Source organism: Wolbachia endosymbiont (group A) of Bibio marci, from assembly GCF_947251645.1.
Lineage (GTDB): Bacteria > Pseudomonadota > Alphaproteobacteria > Rickettsiales > Anaplasmataceae > Wolbachia.
On sequence record NZ_OX366364.1, the window covers coordinates 515379 to 533290 of the forward strand.

The following is a 17912-nucleotide window of genomic DNA, read 5'->3' on the forward strand; positions in this document are numbered from 1 at the left end:
AATATGGGTAAAGCAATCGTTTGTATAGGGGATTATTGCAGTGGAATACCGGCACATGTTTGTATGAGTGGTAGTAACGACGTTTTTGTAAACGGTAGATCTGCTTGTCGTAAGGGTGATATCTTGACTATGGGGGAAACACTAACACAAGGATCAAACAACGTATTTGTAAATGGTATTGGCGTAACAAGAACAGGAGACTTAGTATCGTGTGGTTTTAAAGTGATAAGTGGAAGTAAAAATGTATTTGCGAGCTAAAAATGCGTGGGATGAGCAATAAAACTGGAAAAGAGCTTGAAGGAATAGACCATCTTAAACAATCAATTATTGATATCTTAACCACTCCTATAGGATCAAGGATTATGAAACGGGAGTATGGTTCTAGAGTATTTGAATTAGTTGACAAGCCAATCAATAAGGATTTTACGCTGGAAATTTTCTCGGCCACAGCAGAAGCTCTACAAAAATGGGAAAAAAGATTCAAACTCGAAAAGGTAAAAATCACAGAGGTGAAAGAAGGAAAGGTCAATATTTCATTAGATGGTATTTATCTACCAAATGGGAAAAATATTCATTTTGAAGGAATTGTAGTATAAAGATGCAGCAGCCTAACATTATTGAACCACTGAACTTTGAAGAGATTTTTTCTAGGATGGAAGAAGAGTTAGTGAAGCGTGATGCAAGCTTTACAGCATTAGTAGAAAGTGACCCAGCGATGAAGGTATTAGAAGTCGCAGCATGGCGAGAACTTTTGCTCAGAGAAAGAATAAACGAAGCGGTAAAAAGTAATTTACTTAAGTTTGCGACGGGAAATGATCTTGATAATTTAGCTGAATTTTACGGAGTGGAAAGGGAGAACGGGGAAAAGGATGAACATTTTAGAAAAAGGATCAAGGCAAAAATAGTTGGCTGGAGCACTGGAGGAAATTATCGGTATTATGCATTATCAGCAGATACAAGAGTAAAAGATGCATTAGTAGAATCACCTGTACCAGGAAAAGTACAAGTTTCAATCTTATCAACACAATTATCCACACTGCCAGAAGAATTACTAGAAATTGTCAGAAATCAGCTAAACAGGGAGGATGTGAGGATTTTAACAGATACAATAGAAGTGGTAAGTTGCAATATTATAGAAATAGTTATCCACAGTAAAATTAGCATAAAAAGACCAGATATTATTGAAACAGTGAAGAAGAGATTTATAGAAAAATTTGAAACAACGAAAAGATTGGGATGGAGTGTAACAAGGGCGTGGATTATAGCGAATTTGTTCGTAGAAGGAGTAGAAAACGTGGAATTAATAGAGCCAAGAGAGGATGTTGTGGTACTGGGGAATGAGTGCGTTTGTTTAGGCAAGCTAGAAATCGAATTAATGGGCAAAAGCTAATGTTACTTCCACCTAATAGCACAAAAGAAGAAAGAGCCATAGTAGAGGCTATCGATTACAAAGTTGATCCAAGCAGGATAAGGGGATTTAAGTTTAATCCTAAAGATGAAATACTACCGTGGATAATAGAAGAATATGGATTGGGGGAAATTCTGCGTTGGGTAAAAGACAAAGGAAAGGCGATAAAAGAAGGAATAAAATTTCAAAGACTGCGTGGCACACCAGAAGCACTGAAAATAGCATTAAAATGGGCAAGTATAGATGATATTACAATTATTGAGGAACCTCCAGGAAAACATTTCTTTGAATTACAGATAGGGATAAGAGACGTACCAAACGACTTCTTCGTCGATGCAGTTGTAGAGCTTGCAAAACTATCATTACCTGCAAGATCAAGGCTAATGAGGATTTTTAACGATCACTACAATATTGGCAGGTTCATTTTAGATGAGAGTTTTTTTGGCAGCTTATTATCAGACTACTCTGGTACAAAGATCGAAAAAGATGGACCAGTGTTATCATTTGGGAGAGTAAATTTTTTCAGGTCTCATGGTCCAGTTATTAGGATTGTAGAAAATTATCTACGCGATCATTATGAACGAGCTTTAAGCAATGACATATATCGCTTGGATGTAGCAATACTTGGAGAAACAGAGCCTCACACAAAGAATTATAACGGTATTTATGAAAGAAATCATTTGTGGTATAACTTCAAAGCGCTATATCCGCTACCACAGAGCTTATTACCGGCAATTAAGTTTGCTAAAGCGCAGATAGTATTATCAGATAGCTGGAACTTAGGAGAAATAAACGCGTGTTTTCCAGTTGGTAGTGTGGAAGAAAAAGGAAGTAAATTTTTACTAGGAAGTAGTAAACTGTCTGAAGAACTGTGGAACTTAAAGTACAAGCCAATTTTAGAAAGGTTTAGCGTTACTCACCACTACAAGGTAGAAGATTTTACCAACCAGAAAGTTATAAGATTTGGTTTAGCAGAACACAATGTTCATTTTGAAAGCGATTTAAATTCAGAGCAAAAGGATTCAATACATGAACCGGAAAATTACATTTTAGTGTTTTACCCAGGTGTACTAACTTGGCATGAACATCGACATTTGAACAGAAGTTGGGAAGAAAAACAGGTCATATGTTTAATGAGTTAAATATATATACTTATATCTTCATACACTACATTAACATTCGGTAAAAATGTGTGTTTTTTGAAAAAAAGAAGTTGCTTTTCCATGCCAAAACAGCTATAAATTAGGTAGGTGTAGGTAAACAAATAAAGATTTACCAAACGCTAGAAGTTAGGAAGTTTTATAGTGAGGTACATCATGTGGATTAGTCAAGAAGAAAGGGATGATTTTAATGAATTATTTCAAGAGTTGCTTGCAGGCAAATTGTCTAAAAAGCATATAAATAGAAAAAATGAAAACGGTGAAACAATGTTGCACCGAGCAGCAAAAATGTCGACGAGAAAAAAAGTAAACTGGCTGATATGGGAAGGAGCAGATGTAGATGCAAGAGATAACGAAGGTTATATACCACTGCACTCAGCAGCGCTTGGAATGCGTCTGGAAAACGTAAAAGAATTAATAGAAGCCAGAGCAGATATAAACGCAACCGAAGAAGATGGAAATACGGCACTACATCTAGCGTGTATGGTAGGTGGAAAAAAGATAGTAGAAGAGTTAATAAAAGCAGGGGCAGAAATAAACCGGGTAAGTATATCAGGATTTAGCCCAATGTATTACGCAAGTGATGAAGAGATAAGCAAGGTGTTAAAGAAAAATGGAGGAAAAATAGTGAATAAACAGAGGGAGTTAATGGAAAAAATAAGTAAGGTATCGGAAAAGCAGGTGGTAAATGGTGGAAAGAAGCTAAATGATGTGGAGGAAAGGGCTGTAGATGTTTGCAGACTTTTTGTGAGGAAATAAGAGGCTAAATATATGGAAAAAATAGAAGAGAAAAGCTGACAACAGCAGGAGAGGAATTGCTATTATTTAACAGATTAAATATATAGATTTATATCTTAATATAATATGTGGAAAAAATTTGTATATTTTGTAAAAAAAAACTTGCTTTTTATGCCAAAACAGCCCTAAGTGAAAAAGTAGCTGGTAAACAAACAAAATTTACTAAGCGCTGAAGTGAGCCAAAATGGCAATTTTATAATGGTTTAATATTGGGGTAATTATGAGATTTAGTAAAAGAAGCAAGGAAGAGTTTAATAAGTGGTGGAAAGAATTATTAGAGAGCTCATTTGAAAATATTAATAAAAAAGACAAGAAGGGAAAAACAATATTGCATTATGCAGTGGGAATTTTAGATCCAAAAAAAGTGAGGTTATTAATCAAAAAGGGAGCAGATGTAGATGCAGCAGATGCCGGGAAATATAGACCACTACACCTAGCAGTCATGGGGCAACGTCTAGAAAATACAAAAGAGCTGATAAAGGCAGGAGTCGATGTAAACGCAGTGGAACGAAATAGCAAATTTGCCCCGTTACACCTTGCGTGCATGGTAGCAGAGATAAAAATAGTAGAAGAGCTAGTAAAAGCCGGAGCAAATGTAGAGCAAAAGGATAAATTTGGCAAGACCCCAATGGATTATGCGAGAAATAATAAAGAGATAAAAGAAGTGTTAGAGAACGTAAAAATCGTAAATAAACAGAGGGAGTTTATAGAAAGAATAAGGGTTGTATCGGAAAGTACGGCAGCAGGTGTGATAGTGGCAAAGGAAGAGCTTGTGGATGAAAAAATTTAGAAGGGCTGTGGCTAAGAAAGAGGTAATTATGGGAAAAAGGGAAATTTTATCATTGGAGGGAAAAAAGTTGGTAGAACTGAGGAAAATATGGAAGGAGTTGTTTGAGGGAAAAGGCACAAGAAAGAGCTTATGGATGTAAAAAAGAAGCTTGATAATTTGGGAGAGTGCTTAATTGATGAAAGATAGCGGAGTGCAGCTATGTGTTTCTAAAATTTTGCATAAAAGTAAAACAAAACGAAGGTTAACAGTTGCGTCTTTTTCGCAAGAGTAGCTGATAAATGGATTTATGGAAAAAGGGAGTGGTCAGGCTCCTGAACTACAAAAACATTTACAGGAGAAATTATGAGAAAAAGAACGTTAACTGTGACCTGTCGATATGAGCCTGATGAGTTAGCAGATAAACGCTTATCGGATGTATACGGGCAACTGATAGAGAGATTAATAAAGAGAAAAAAAGAAAATAGAGAGAAAGAAACAAATGAAAGTAGTGAGTTTATATGCGAGAGTATCATCAGAAAAGCAAGCACAGAAGGGAACAATAGAGAGTCAAATAGCGGAGTTGGAGCGTAGAATTAGTGAAGATGAGCACAAGCTACTAAATGAGTATAGATTCATAGACAATGGGTATAGTGGATCAGATTTAGAGCGTCCCGGTTTAGATAGGTTACGCGATAAAATAGGAAAAGGAGAAATTGATAAAATTTATATTCATTCACCAGATAGGTTATCACGTAACTATGTATACCAGATGATACTGCTGGAAGAGTTTGAGAAAACAGAAGTAGAGGTGATCTTTTTAAATCACAGGACAGATAAGAGCCCAGAGTCAAGCCTACTATTACAAATGCAAGGAGCAATAGCGGAATATGAACGAGCGAAGATGATAGAACGGTATAGACGAGGGAGGATCAGTACGGCAAAAAAAGGCAGTGTCAGTGTAATAGGCAAAGCATCTTATGGTTATCGGTACATAAAAAAGGGTGGAATAGGCGAAGAAGGGAAATTTGAAATTAATGAAGAGGAAGCAAAAGTAGTGAGAGAATTGTTCATGTGGGTAGGGGAAGAAAGAATAAGAACTATAGAGGCAATATGTAGACTAAAAGAAAGGTCAATAAGAACACAAACAGGAAAAGAGAGGTGGAACCGAAGCACCATCCAGCAGATATTAAAAAATCCTGTATACAAAGGGCAAGCAGTGTATGGCAGGACTAAGGTAGGCCAAGTAAAACCAAAAGTAAGGCCACAACGGAATGCTGGTAGGCAGAAAAGTTATTCTATGTACTCTCAAGATAAAGAGAATTGGATTTATATTGCAGTACCAAGAATAGTTGATGAAGGATTGTTTAATGCAGTACAAGAACAACTGGCTGAAAATGGAGAAAGAGTGAAAAGACAGAAAAGGAGAGCAGCGTACCTGCTACAAGGTTTAACTGTGTGTCAACGCTGTAGATATGCTTATTGCGGTGCATCTACTATAAATAGGAGGGGAACCTACTATCATTATTATTATCGTTGTATTGCTCCAAGTTATAAGGAAGCATGCGGCAATAGACCGGTGCAAGCAGATGCATTAAAAACAACTATATGGAAAAAAGTAAAAGGTATATTGAAGAAACCAGAAAGGTTGATAAATAAATATCAACGGCACCTGCTAGGAAGTAAAGAGTTGCTATTGGAGGAAGGTCTTGAGAGGGAAGAAAGCAAATTAAAACGAGGTATTTCTGGACTGATTGATAGTTATGCAAGTGGATATATAAATCAAGAGGAATTCGAGTTAAGAATCAAAGGAATGAAACAGCGTTTAAAAGAAAAGGAAGAGGAAAAGAAAAGGATAAAAGATAAGAAAGAGGTACAGGAAGAGTTGACTACTATAATAGGTAACATAAAGGAGTTTTCTTCTGGGATAAAATTAGAGCTTGATCAATTGGATTGGTTAGATAAACGTAGTGTAGTAAGGAAGTTAGTTGAGAGAATAGAGATTAACGTTGATAATGTAACTATAGTATTTCGAATAAAAGAATTTGTTACCCAAAATAAACAAAATCAAGATATACAAGCTATCAGAGAAAGAATTGCACGACCAAAAAGCGAGTACGGCGCAGCAATTTATGATAGAAATAGGCAAGGTCAATAAAAAAGAATTGATATAGTAGATGGGGAAAACAAAAGTTGCATTTGTAGGAAAAATTGTAAGACAGAATTAGAATAGTCAGTTTTTCACAGAAAAGCTCCTAACTGTAAGAACAACAAACCGTCAAAAGCTGTTATGAGTCTAGTGTGAGAAGTTAAAGGAGGAAAGAAAGGGACAAATGAAAGTAGTGAGCTTATATGCAAGAGTTTCATCGAAGAGGCAAGCACAAGAAGGAACAATAGAAAGTCAAGTAGCTGAGTTGGCAAGTAGAATTAATGAGGATAAGCACGAGCTACTAAATGAGCATAAATTCATAGATAATGGGTATAGTGGATCAAAATTAGAGCGCCCTGGTTTAGATGAATTACGTGATAAAGTAGCAGAAGGAAAAATTGATAAAATTTATATTCACTCACCAGATAGGTTATCACGTAATTACGTACATCAGATGATATTGCTGGAAGAATTTCAAAAAGCAGGAGCAGAGGTGATCTTTTTAAACCATCAGGTTGGTAATAGTCCAGAATCTAATTTACTACTACAAATGCAAGGAGCAATAGCAGAGTATGAACGAGCAAAGATTATGGAGAGGAATCGCCGAGGAAGACTGCATGCAGCAAGAAAAGGCTGTGTAAGTGTAATGGCTGTAGCGCCTTATGGTTATCGATACATAAAGAGTGGCACAACAGGTGAAGAAAGGAGATTTGAAATTAATGAAGAAGAGGCGAGAATAGTAAAAAAACTGTTCATGTGGATAGGTGAAGAAAGAGTAAGCATTAATGAAACAATACGTAGGCTAAAAGAAAGGTCAGTAAGGACACAAAAAGGAAGAGAGATGTGGAACCGAAGCACCATCCAGCAGATATTAAAAAATCCTGCGTATAAAGGGCAAGCAGCATTTGGTAAAACTAAGTCAAATCCAGCAAAACCAAGAGTAAGACCACAAAGAAATGCTGGCAGCCAGCAAAGGTGTTCTCTTACTTATCCAAGTAAAGAGAATTGGATTTACATTCCAATACCAAGGATAGTAGATGAGGCATTATTTAATGCAGTGGAAGAACAACTGGCTGAAAATAGAGAAAGAGCGAGAATACAGAAAAGGAAAGCAGCGTACCTGCTACAAGGTTTAATTGTGTGTCAACACTGTAGATATGCTTATTGCGGTGTGCGTGGTGGGAGTAAAAAAAAAGGAGGGATTAACTACTATTATCGTTGTAGCACCATATATGCTTTTAGCAGTAGTGTTAGGGGAATATGTAACAGTAAACCGGTCCATGCAGATGTATTAGAGATGGCTATATGGGAAAAAGTAAAAAGCATATTGAATGAGCCGGAAGGGATGATGAATGAATACCAACAAAGACTGGAGGGAAGCAAAGAGTCACCATTGGAGCAAGATCTTGAGAGGCAAGAAAGCAAATTAAAACGAGGCATTTCAAGGCTGATTGATAGTTATACTAACGAGTACATAAATCGAGAGGAATTTGAGTCAAGAATCACAGAAATGAAAGGACACTTAAAAGAAGTGGAAGAGGAAAAAGAAAGGATGAAAGATCAGAAAGAGACACAGCAAGAGTTTGCAATTATCATAAGCAGCATAAAGAAGTTTTCTTCCGGAATCGAGTCAGAGATTAATCAATATGATTGGTTAGAAAAGCGTGGTGTAATAAGAAAGTTAGTTAAAAGAATAGAGGTAAATGTTGATGATATAACTATAGTATTTCGAATAAAGGAATTTGTTGCTCAGAATGGGCAAAATCAAAATATGCAACATTGTCCTAGGGTTCCTGAAACTCAAGTTACAGCTGGCCGTTGTCGGATGGATTGTTACAATGTTCGCAGAGATTTTTGGAGTTGAGTTGGCGGCTGTGGCAGAGGCATCTAAAGAAAAAGAAGATAAAAAAGCAGAAAAAACATCATTAAAGGAAGAAAATAAAGAAGTTCATAAAGACGTAGAAACAAAGATGGATGAAAGAGAAAAATCTAAAGTGCCAGTTTCCCTTTTTGACGTCTCATCTGGGTTTGTAAGGCCAGTTGTTCTGAGCAAACCAGAACTTGAAATTGTGTCAGATCCTTTGAAACATCTATTGCGTATTACTGAGCTTGAAAGAAAATATCATGAAAATTCACAAAAACCAGAAAAAGTGAAAGAAGAGAAAAAAGCGAAGCCTGAACCGAAGAAAGAGGTGTGTCCACAGAAAGTTCCGGAGAAGCCTGTGGCAAGTGGGGTAAAATTTGATTTTGGTACAGCAAGGCATATTAGTTCCGAAAAAAGGCGTCCAAATACTAGTGTTAATGGAAGAGGAACCACGCCGCCCACTAATGGACAAGGAAACAAGCTTGATAATGGAAAGGAAAACAAGTCTGCTAGACGGCCCGCTGATGAACAAGGAAACAATAATAAAGAGAAGAAAAGTGGGTCTGCTAGTTGCGCAGAAAGCCGTCTAAATGGTAATATTAATAGTGTTAACAAGGAAGGAATCAAATCTACTAATAAGCAGGAAACGTATGACCCTTACGCTAAGCTTGCAAAAAAAGTTGCTGAAAGGAACGCTCAAAGAAAAGAATCTGCCACTATTAAACACGATTATCCAATTGATACTTGGCAAGCTCCATCAGGAACTAATAATAATGGAAAATCTAGTGCTGATCAGCGTAGTTCTGCAAGTGATGCTAAAGGAAATCCTAAGTCAAAAGTTACTGATGTATTGAATGAACGTGCAGCAAGAGGGAATGGTAATACACCATCGAGATAGCTAGTGTTAGCTACTTATGTGATAAAGAACACCGGATCCCAGTACTGGATGACACCTATGGGTTATTTGTGATGACAAAGGAGGGTAGCCCGTGACGCTGGAATGGCTTTGTTGCATCGCACCTTATACTGGTAGTAATTTACGATAAATATCATGTAGCCATTTCAAATTTAGCCATACCAATTTCAGTAAATTGATTAAGCAAATAGCACTTAATCAGCAATTCTTTTTCGCGATTTACTTCGGATTTATTCCTAAAGCTGAATCCAAATATTTGCTTTAATCTTGAGAAAAACCCTTCAATATAAGATCTTTTCCCATAATTTACTTCTTTTTTCCATTCTTTCACGCCATCTTCACCGTATAATTTTATTAACCTAATAGCAGCATTTCTGTCAGACATATAATCTATTTCTGGATGTTCTGCCGCATTGTTTATTGGTGGAATTTTTGCCTTTATATCATATTCGTGACACAATTTGTAAAACTTGTGCCTATCATATGCCCTATCTGCATATAGTGCTTTTATGACATGCTGAAAATTAACTTCTTTAAGCAAATCGCAAGCTCCATAGTGATCAGAGTAGACACCGTTACTGTATTTTACAGCTATGGCTTTTTTGCTGTTTATATTCAACATTACATGCAATTTTCTTGTCTGTTCATAGCCACGATATTTTCTGTCAGCGCTATTTTCCTTGCTGTGACCAGGGGTATTGTTGTAAATGCTGATACCTGTACTATCTATAGCAATTTCGATGTCTTCCATATTATTTTTATCAATTCTGCAATCATTGATCTTAATATTAAGTTTCTTAAACCTTCTTGATGCTTGTGAATAGCTGATAACTGCTAAATCTCTTCCTATTTGTTGCATATATCCTTTTATAAACCCCACCGTTTGTCTTAAACCAATTCTAAAAAGATTGACAATTATATGCACCAAAATCACAACTTTATCACTGTAAATATAGTTGCCGCCTTGCATTTTTGGACTATTTTCATACCAATTTTCTATGGCTTCATTGATATAATGAAAAATATTTCCTCTTTCCTGGAGAAATTTGTTATATTCATTTTGGTTACTGACTTTCATTTTCTGTGGCATATTTTTTCTTCAACAGTTAAATGGTTATTTATAATGAATTTTGTCAGTAGCCACCAGATTTTTTCGGTTGCTATGCAACAAAGCCCACTGGGATCCAGGAAAGTTTGCTTATTTACAAGCAAACTAGCATAGAAAGTGGTTACAACGTTTTCGATGAGATTATATGGAAAACTGGATTCCAGTGTCAAGCACTGGAATGACATCACAGGGGCACTGGAATGACACCTCTCTTGGGCTCTTTTAGCTATAAACATTAAGAAATTTACCAAACGAAAAAAAGGCAAAAGAAGCCCCGATTACTATCTATTTTCAGTATTGGCGTTTTTTAAGTCTTAAACACTGCAATTTAGCTGCTTTTAAATGCAACTCACCTTTGTTTAAATGTTTAAGAAATTTACTAAGCAGAAAAAAAGGCAAAAGAAACCCCGTGGTAATTAGTGTTCACTCTCTAATCCTTCAAATTGGCGTACTATACTGTCTTAAACGACTTATAAGCGCGTTTCAGCTTATATGGGTAAAAACCCAGAAATATTGTGAAGACATAAGGTGCACATAGTGCGAAAAATTAAAAATAAGACGCCAAGTACGTTGTTTTTTTGCTGTTTAATCTACACAGATGAAGATAACTGAATACCTTCAGTTTCATGATAAGGGGGCTGGCGAAGCTTGTAAAGCAATTTTTGCATTTAATTCTAGTTCCGTTTTATGCCAGCTTCACGCGCTGGAATGACACTCTTTTGGATGGAAATCAGTGCTAATTGTTCTGCCGCAATTTTGCTCTATCACACTTGCCACATTTAATATTCCAGCTTCGTCATAATAATTTCCAATTACTTGCAAGGCAAGTGGTAAACCCTCATTGGAGAGTCCTACAGGAACAGAAATAGCAGGCAATCCTGCCAGACTTGCCGGCACAGTAAACACATCATTGATGCACATAATTAGCGGATCTGGCTTTTCATTTAAGCCAAAAGCTTCTGTTGGAGCAGATGGCACAAGTATGTAATCTATTTTTTCAAACGCTTTTATAAAATCATTTCTGATTAATGCCCTAATGCACTGCGCTTTTTCGTAATATTCATTGTAATGACCTGAGGAAAGCGCATAAGCGCCAATTAAAATTCTTCTTTTCACCTCTTTACCAAAACCTTCTGCTCTTGTTAGTGAATACATTTCTTCAAGGGTATCAGCATCAACCCTTAATCCATAACGCACACCATCGTAACGAGCAAGATTGGATGAAGTTTCAGCAGAACAGATTAAATAATAGACTGGTATTGCATATTTAGTATGTGGCAGAGTAACGTCAACAACTTCAGCGCCATTTTCTTTTAAATAGGAAGCAACTTTCTCCCAATTATGGACTATTTCCTCTGAAATTCCATCCATCCTATATTCTTTTGGTATACCAATACGCTTACCCTTGACATCACCATTTATGAAGCTAGAAAATTTAGGCACTGGCTTTTCGCTTGATATTGAATCTTTTGTATCATAGCCACAAATTGCTTCCAGCATTAATGCTGAATCAGAGACAGAACGAGTAATGACTCCTGCTTGATCCAGAGAACTCGCAAATGCAATCATACCAAAACGCGAGCATCTTCCATAAGTTGGCTTTATTCCAACTACTCCACAATAAGCTGCTGGTTGGCGTACAGATCCACCGGTATCGCTCCCTAACGCTCCAGCGCATAAAAATCCAGCAACCGATGCTGCAGATCCACCAGATGATCCACCAGGAACAACTTTTTCCCCATCACTTTTTCTAATCCACACATTTTCAACAGGGCCAAAATAGCTGTTTGTGTTCGCAGAACCCATAGCAAATTCATCCATATTAAGCTTACCGAGCATGGCTGCTCCACTTTTTAAAAGCAAGTCAGACACCGTAGATTCGTAAGTCGGAACGAAATTTTCCAGCATTTTTGAGCATGCTGTTGTTTTTATTCCTTTTGTACAGAGTAGATCTTTGATGCCAACTGGTATACCCATGAGCGGCGAGATTAAATCATCCTTTTGCCTAGAGAAATATTCATCTGCAGCTTTAGCAGCTTTCATTGCTATCTCTGGGGTTTTTGTTATAAATGCATTTAATTTCTCATTTTCAACCGCACTAATGTGCGCCTCTACGAGTTCAACGGCAGAAAAACTCTTTTTTTTGAGCCCGTCATGCATTTGTGTAATACTTAACTTTCTTAGTTCGTTCATTAATATTTAATTTTTAGCAAGACATTAATTGTAACATAGTACGATAAAAAATCCATACATTTATAGTTACAGCTAGAAATGTAGCTAAGGTAATTTAGATTCACCAAAATGGGTTTATGATTAAGTTGGCAATACGCCTTAAATTATGCCGCCTACTCTTCTATTCAAAACATTAAACAACATTATACACGACTTACCTTTGAACGTGGGAATTTTCTAGGGATTATCTTCTTAAATTCTATAATATTTTTTGTAACATTGTCTAAAGTGCCCAGACTACTTGGATCCAAATTGGATACTGAGTTGGTGAGTATAAAAGTATAGCTTCTACGTCATACCGCCACGAACCGTCATACCGCGATTCATTCGCGGTATGACGGTTCGTGGCGGTATGACGTAGAGTGTATTAGTCCTTAGAAGCTGTTATTTTGCTATAAATGGCTGTAATGGCATCATCTATTTTATTGCTATCACAGCCTGTTTGTGCAAGTTCAGCATTCCCACTACAATTCTTTTCAACTGCTATTGATATTAGTTCTTTTGCGCTAATCTTATTGATTAAGTCTTTACTTACTTTAATAATCAAAACTGTTTTATCTTTTTCTGTTGCCGTGAAAGCTATTACCGTTCTTGGTTTTTGTTGCTGTAAAATAAATTCTCTTATTATATTCGCTGGAATATTGGTAAAAGCATGGCTTACACAATTTATTCCATTTATTTCAGTGCTTTTTATATTCTCTGCACTCACAAGCTTTTTATATAGGTTTTTTATTTTAGCTTCGGATTTCTTGCGCTCTTGATTTAAAATATTTAATCGGTTTATTATTTCACTTGCTGGCGCTTTTACGAATTCTGCAACTTTTTTTAAGTGAATTTCATTATCACGTACATAATTGGTTGCTTCTTGACCAGTTAAAGCTTCAATTCTCCTCACTCCAAAAGCAACAGAACTCTCTGTTACTATCTTAAATAAACCGATTTCTCCAGTATGTTCAACGTGCGTGCCACTACATAGCTCTTTCGAATCTCCAATATTTACAACTCTAACCTGATCACCATATTTCTCACCAAACAACGCCATAGCTCCTTCGTCTATTGCCTGATTCATGCTTTGAATTTTTGTAGATGCGGAAAGATTTTCTCTGATTAGAGAGTTTACCATATCCTCTACCCAAAACAACTGATCCTGAGCGACTTGAGTGTTATGACTAAAGTCGAATCTCAGTCTATCTGGTGCAGCTAGGGAACCTTTTTGAGTGACATGATCACCTAGAATTTTTCTGAGTGTAAAGTGCAGAAGATGTGTAGCTGAATGATTTCTTCTTAAGGTTTGCCTTCTTTCCTTGTCAATGCTTGCTGCAACTGTATCACCTTTACACATTGAGCCAGATTTAACTATGCATCTGTGCAAATATAGGTCATTAACCTTATTGGTATTCTCGACTATAATAATACTTCTACCAGGTTTGATCAGACTGCCAGTATCTCCCACTTGTCCACCTGACTCGCCATAAAAAGGTGTTTTATCAAATATAATGGTTATCTTCTCTCCCTCCTTTGCAGAATCAATTATTTCATTTTTAGAGGAAACTATAGCTAGTATTTTCGCATCACTTACTTCATTGAACTCATAACCAACAAATTTTGTTTTGCCAAATTTATCGATCAAATCAAACCATACTTGCTCAACAGATTTTTCACCAGATCCATCCCATTTAGCACGTGCTTTCTCTTTTTGCTCTTCCATTGCATCATCAAAACCTTTCTGGTCAAAATTTATTTTTCTCTCTTTTAAAATATCAAGTGTAATATCCAAAGGAAATCCATAAGTATCATATAGCTTAAACGCTAATTCTCCAGGCAGAGTGTCACCTGGTTTTAAATCTGCAGTGAATTTTTCCAATAGATTAATGCCTTTCATCAAAGTGTCTTTAAAGTTTTCTTCCTCTGATTTTAACGTCGTTTCTATTAAGCTTTTGGCCCTGACTAATTCAGGATAAACATCTCCCATATAAGCCGAATTCGTGCTATCTATCAGCGCCGGAAAAATGCGATGGAGTAGGGAATCATTATATCCAAGCAGGTGGATATAACGCGCGGCTCTCCTAATTAATCTGCGTAATACGTAATTCCTGCCTTCATTTCCAGGGAGCACCCCCTCTGCGATGAGAAATGTAGCTGCACGAAGATGATCTGCTACGATCTTATGCACTATTTTATTTTCCGTTCTTCCACAGCACTCTTGTGATTTATTTATCAGAGCAGAAAATAGATCAATATCGTAGTTATCATGGACATTTTGCATTACAGTAGCTATTCTCTCAAGGCCCATTCCAGTATCGATGCATTTTTTTGGCAATTTGTGTAAATTACCTTCTTCATCTTTGTTAAACTCCATGAATACCAGATTCCAGATTTCAACAATCCTGTCGTCATCTTGTAGGTTAGGATTTACGTGATCATAAAAAATTTCAGAACATGGACCGCACGGGCCAGTGCTTCCCATACTCCAAAAGTTGTCATCCGTTGCAATTCTTATGATTTTATCACTTGAAAAGCCACTTACCTTACGCCAAATCTCGTATGCCTCATCATCAGTATGATAGACGGTTATGGATAGTCTGTTTTTATCAAGAGACAACTCCTTAGTGATAAATTTCCACGCGAATTCTATCGCAGTTTCCTTAAAGTAATCACCGAAGCTAAAATTTCCGAGCATTTCAAAAAATGTGTGATGCCGAGTTGTATAGCCAACATTTTCAAGATCGTTGTGTTTACCGCCTGCTCTTAGGCACTTTTGACTTGAGACAGCACGTTTCATTTCAGTTTTTTGAGCACCAGTAAAAATATTTTTAAACTGCACCATACCAGCATTTGTGAACATGAGCGTTGGGTCATGTTCTGGAATCAAAGGAGAAGAAGGAACCTGCTTGTGATTGTTACTTACAAAAAATTTTATAAATCTTTCTCTGATTTCACTTAACTTCATTATTTTTATTGAGAGTATTTATGAATAATAAGCTGCAATGGAAATAAAATCAATTTATCAATCTAAATATTGATATATATTATTTAGTATAATATATATAACTCTTATATAAAAATTTTAATAAAAATTATAGACTAAAATAATTTATTCATCATATATGTAGTAATATTTTATTAATTAATTTAAGGAGTATGAAATGCCAAAAGAATTCCAGAACACCAAGAATAGCATGCGAAAGAAACAACAAATAAGCAGGAAATGGATAGTGACCTTACCCAGAAAAAATGGAGAGAAAGAAAGGAGTTTTTTTGTGGTAATCCAATCAATCCAATTAACAGCTTGCTCATTATAGTCTTGCAACTTTGATTTAATATACAATCCAAGTGTCATTTGAACACTCCCAAACTTATTACTTTATGCCACTGGTCTTCATCTAAAATTTCTACACCTAATTCCACTGCCTTTTTATATTTGGATCCTGGTTTTTCTCCTGCAATTAGGTAGTCAGTTTTAGCAGAAAGATTTGAGCTGACCTTTGCTCTCAGAGTTTTAGCTCTTACTTTCGCCTCTCCTCTACTCATAGCAAGTAGCTTACCAGTAAACACTATAATTTTGTTATTTAAAACAGAGTCACTAGAGTTGGAGCTCACAGGAAGAATTTGAAGACAAGCAGTAAGATCATTTAACATTTTGATGTTATGTTCCTTAGAAAAAAATGATTCCAAAGATTCAGCCACTTTTTTTCCTATGCTGTCTATACCTACTAGCTCAGTATTATCTGATGACAGTTCAATCATCGAATTATACCAGTTATTATAAGAAACATAATAATCTGCAAGCAATTCTGCTGCAACTTGACCAATAAATCTAATACCTAAAGAAAATATAAACCTATCTAGAGTTATTACCCCTCTGCTTTGTATAGCATTTAATAAATGAGCTATTGATTTCTTGCCCCAACCAGGCTGTTCTTCCAGATTAAATTCATCCAATCTTTCTTCTAAAGTAAAAATATCATGGATTTGTTTTATCAGACCAAGGTCGTAAAAAAACTCTATCTGCTTATCACCAAGGCCAACAATGTCAAATGCATCTTTCGATACAAAATGCTTTAGTTTTTCTATTATTTGAGCTTTACAGGCAAATTCCTCAGGACATCTTACTGCCGCCTCTCCCTCAACCTGACGTACTTTACTACCACATTCAGGACATACCTCAGGAAATAAAAATTCAGGCATACTTGCGTGACGAAAACCCTCATCTACTTTGACAATTTGAGGAATCACATCCCCTGCCCTTTTAATTGTTACAATATCTCCCTCTCTTATGTCTTTACGTTTTATCTCATCTTGGTTATGCAGACTTGCTCTACTAACTAGCACCCCACCAATATTGACTGGCACTAAATCTGCAACTGGAGTTAAAACCCCTGTTCTGCCCACCTGTATAAATATCTTATTTAACTTTGTCTTTGCGTAAACCGCAGAAAACTTATATGCAAGTGCCGAGCGCGGTGCTTTGTGAGTATTCCCTAGACGATTTTGTAGTATCAAATCATTTACTTTGTAGACTATTCCATCAATATCATAATCCAAGTTATAGCGACAATTATAGACCTCGTTATAGAACTTCAGCATTCCATCCAAACTACTCGTTAAGGACTGATGCTCATTTACGCAAAAACCAAGTGCCTCAAGCTTATTTAGTATTTCACTTTGACTTTTCTCTGCTCCACCAATCAAAGAATAAGCAAAATATCTAAGAGGTCTACTTGCTGTAATATTTGCATCCAATTGCTTTAGAGAACCGGCAGCTGCATTTCGAGGATTGGCAAATTCATCGTTTTCATTTAACTTTAAAAAGTCGCTGTTACTGATGTATATTTCACCTCTTACTTCCAATCTACCTTGCACACCTTGCAAAAACTTAGGAAAGCCTTTTATTGTTGCAACATTGTGAGTGACATCTTCCCCTACAAAACCGTCACCTCGAGTTGCAGCTTTAACAAATCTTCCATCCTCATAAATTGCAGAAAACGACAACCCATCAATTTTGGGCTCACATAATATCTCTATTTTGTCTTCAATTAAAAACCTCTTTATTTTAGACAAAAATTTCTCTACACCTTGTTCATCATAAGCATTCTCAAGAGAAAGCATAGGTTCTTGATGTTCCACCTTAGAAAACCTCTCATCAGGTGGAGCACCAACACTATCTTGTGTTGCATAAATTTCTGGAAATTGTGCCTCTATTTCAGCTAACTTTTTCTTCAGTTCATCATATTCAGCATCACTTATTTCTGGCTTATTTTTTTGGTGATACAAAACATTATGATAATTTATTTGATCTTGTAGTTTTTCTCTCATCTTTTCTAAGTTAGTCATGTGTAAATTGAAATTTACATATTAATATAATAGGGTCACACTAGCTTTATCGTCAAGTTGTGAAATTTCTTAATTCAACACATGGTCTTAATTCACCAAACATCAAAGGTGCTACAAACCATACCTATTCCTTCTTCTACGCCAATAAGCCGTAGCAACGAGCTTCTTTAACGCTAA

General features: G+C 36.2%; 16 protein-coding genes. 11 read left to right on the top strand and 5 right to left on the bottom strand.

The genetic code is table 11. The features are described from left to right. The first annotated feature begins 3 nt into the window (after positions 1–3). The 11 genes from OPR48_RS02835 to OPR48_RS02885 all read left to right on the top strand — a co-directional run bounded on the left by OPR48_RS02835 (position 4) and on the right by OPR48_RS02885 (position 9043). Positions 4–258, top strand: a complete 255-nt coding sequence (locus OPR48_RS02835; RefSeq protein WP_265026492.1) for a PAAR domain-containing protein — start codon at positions 4–6, stop codon at positions 256–258. A gap of 2 nt (positions 259–260) precedes the next feature. Then, positions 261–596: a GPW/gp25 family protein gene (locus OPR48_RS02840; RefSeq protein ID WP_265026493.1), complete on the top strand. Its 336-nt coding sequence runs from the start codon at positions 261–263 to the stop codon at positions 594–596. 2 nt (positions 597–598) lie between these two features. Continuing rightward, positions 599–1390: a baseplate assembly protein gene (locus OPR48_RS02845; protein ID WP_265026494.1), complete on the top strand. Its 792-nt coding sequence runs from the start codon at positions 599–601 to the stop codon at positions 1388–1390. Then, positions 1390–2550 (top strand): phage tail protein, encoded by a 1161-nt coding sequence (locus OPR48_RS02850; protein WP_265026612.1) that lies wholly within the window; start codon positions 1390–1392, stop codon positions 2548–2550. Before OPR48_RS02845 ends, OPR48_RS02850 begins: the two co-directional genes overlap by 1 nt. 174 nt (positions 2551–2724) lie before the next feature. Then, positions 2725–3327 carry an ankyrin repeat domain-containing protein gene (locus OPR48_RS02855; RefSeq protein ID WP_265026495.1) on the top strand — a complete coding sequence of 201 codons (603 nt, stop codon included), beginning with the start codon at positions 2725–2727 and terminating at the stop codon, positions 3325–3327. A 259-nt stretch (positions 3328–3586) separates the two neighbouring features. Beyond that, entirely contained in the window at positions 3587–4156 is a 570-nt protein-coding gene (locus OPR48_RS02860) for an ankyrin repeat domain-containing protein (RefSeq protein WP_265026496.1), read from the top strand. A gap of 7 nt (positions 4157–4163) precedes the next feature. Next, positions 4164–4295 (top strand): hypothetical protein, encoded by a 132-nt coding sequence (locus OPR48_RS02865; protein ID WP_265026497.1) that lies wholly within the window; start codon positions 4164–4166, stop codon positions 4293–4295. A 203-nt stretch (positions 4296–4498) separates the two neighbouring features. Continuing rightward, complete coding sequence (locus tag OPR48_RS02870; RefSeq protein WP_265026498.1) at positions 4499–4726, top strand: hypothetical protein; 228 nt, start codon at positions 4499–4501, stop codon at positions 4724–4726. Continuing rightward, the gene (locus tag OPR48_RS02875) at positions 4635–6290 is read left to right on the top strand and encodes a recombinase family protein (RefSeq protein WP_265026500.1); all 1656 of its coding nucleotides are present in this window, start codon (positions 4635–4637) and stop codon (positions 6288–6290) included. Before OPR48_RS02870 ends, OPR48_RS02875 begins: the two co-directional genes overlap by 92 nt. Before the next feature lie 175 nt (positions 6291–6465). After that, on the top strand, positions 6466–8145 hold the full coding sequence (locus OPR48_RS02880; protein WP_265026501.1) for a recombinase family protein: 1680 nt from the start codon (positions 6466–6468) through the stop codon (positions 8143–8145). Next, positions 8120–9043 carry a hypothetical protein gene (locus OPR48_RS02885; RefSeq protein ID WP_265026502.1) on the top strand — a complete coding sequence of 308 codons (924 nt, stop codon included), beginning with the start codon at positions 8120–8122 and terminating at the stop codon, positions 9041–9043. Before OPR48_RS02880 ends, OPR48_RS02885 begins: the two co-directional genes overlap by 26 nt. Positions 9044–9194: 151 nt before the next feature. On the opposite strand, the gene OPR48_RS02890 is transcribed toward OPR48_RS02885, so the two are convergent. The 5 genes from OPR48_RS02890 to ligA form a co-directional block, all read right to left on the bottom strand. Further along, the gene (locus OPR48_RS02890) at positions 9195–10151 is read right to left on the bottom strand and encodes an IS5 family transposase (protein WP_265025454.1); all 957 of its coding nucleotides are present in this window, start codon (positions 10149–10151) and stop codon (positions 9195–9197) included. After that, positions 10136–10420, bottom strand: a complete 285-nt coding sequence (locus OPR48_RS02895) for a hypothetical protein (RefSeq protein WP_265026017.1) — start codon at positions 10418–10420, stop codon at positions 10136–10138. Before OPR48_RS02895 ends, OPR48_RS02890 begins: the two co-directional genes overlap by 16 nt. 445 nt (positions 10421–10865) lie before the next feature. Continuing rightward, on the bottom strand, positions 10866–12362 hold the full coding sequence (gene gatA / locus OPR48_RS02900) for an Asp-tRNA(Asn)/Glu-tRNA(Gln) amidotransferase subunit GatA (RefSeq protein ID WP_265026503.1): 1497 nt from the start codon (positions 12360–12362) through the stop codon (positions 10866–10868). 406 nt (positions 12363–12768) lie between these two features. Next, positions 12769–15351: an alanine--tRNA ligase gene (gene alaS / locus OPR48_RS02905; RefSeq protein WP_265026504.1), complete on the bottom strand. Its 2583-nt coding sequence runs from the start codon at positions 15349–15351 to the stop codon at positions 12769–12771. Between the two features lie 386 nt (positions 15352–15737). Further along, entirely contained in the window at positions 15738–17735 is a 1998-nt protein-coding gene (gene ligA / locus OPR48_RS02910; protein WP_265026505.1) for an NAD-dependent DNA ligase LigA, read from the bottom strand. Between the last annotated feature and the right edge of the window lie 177 nt (positions 17736–17912).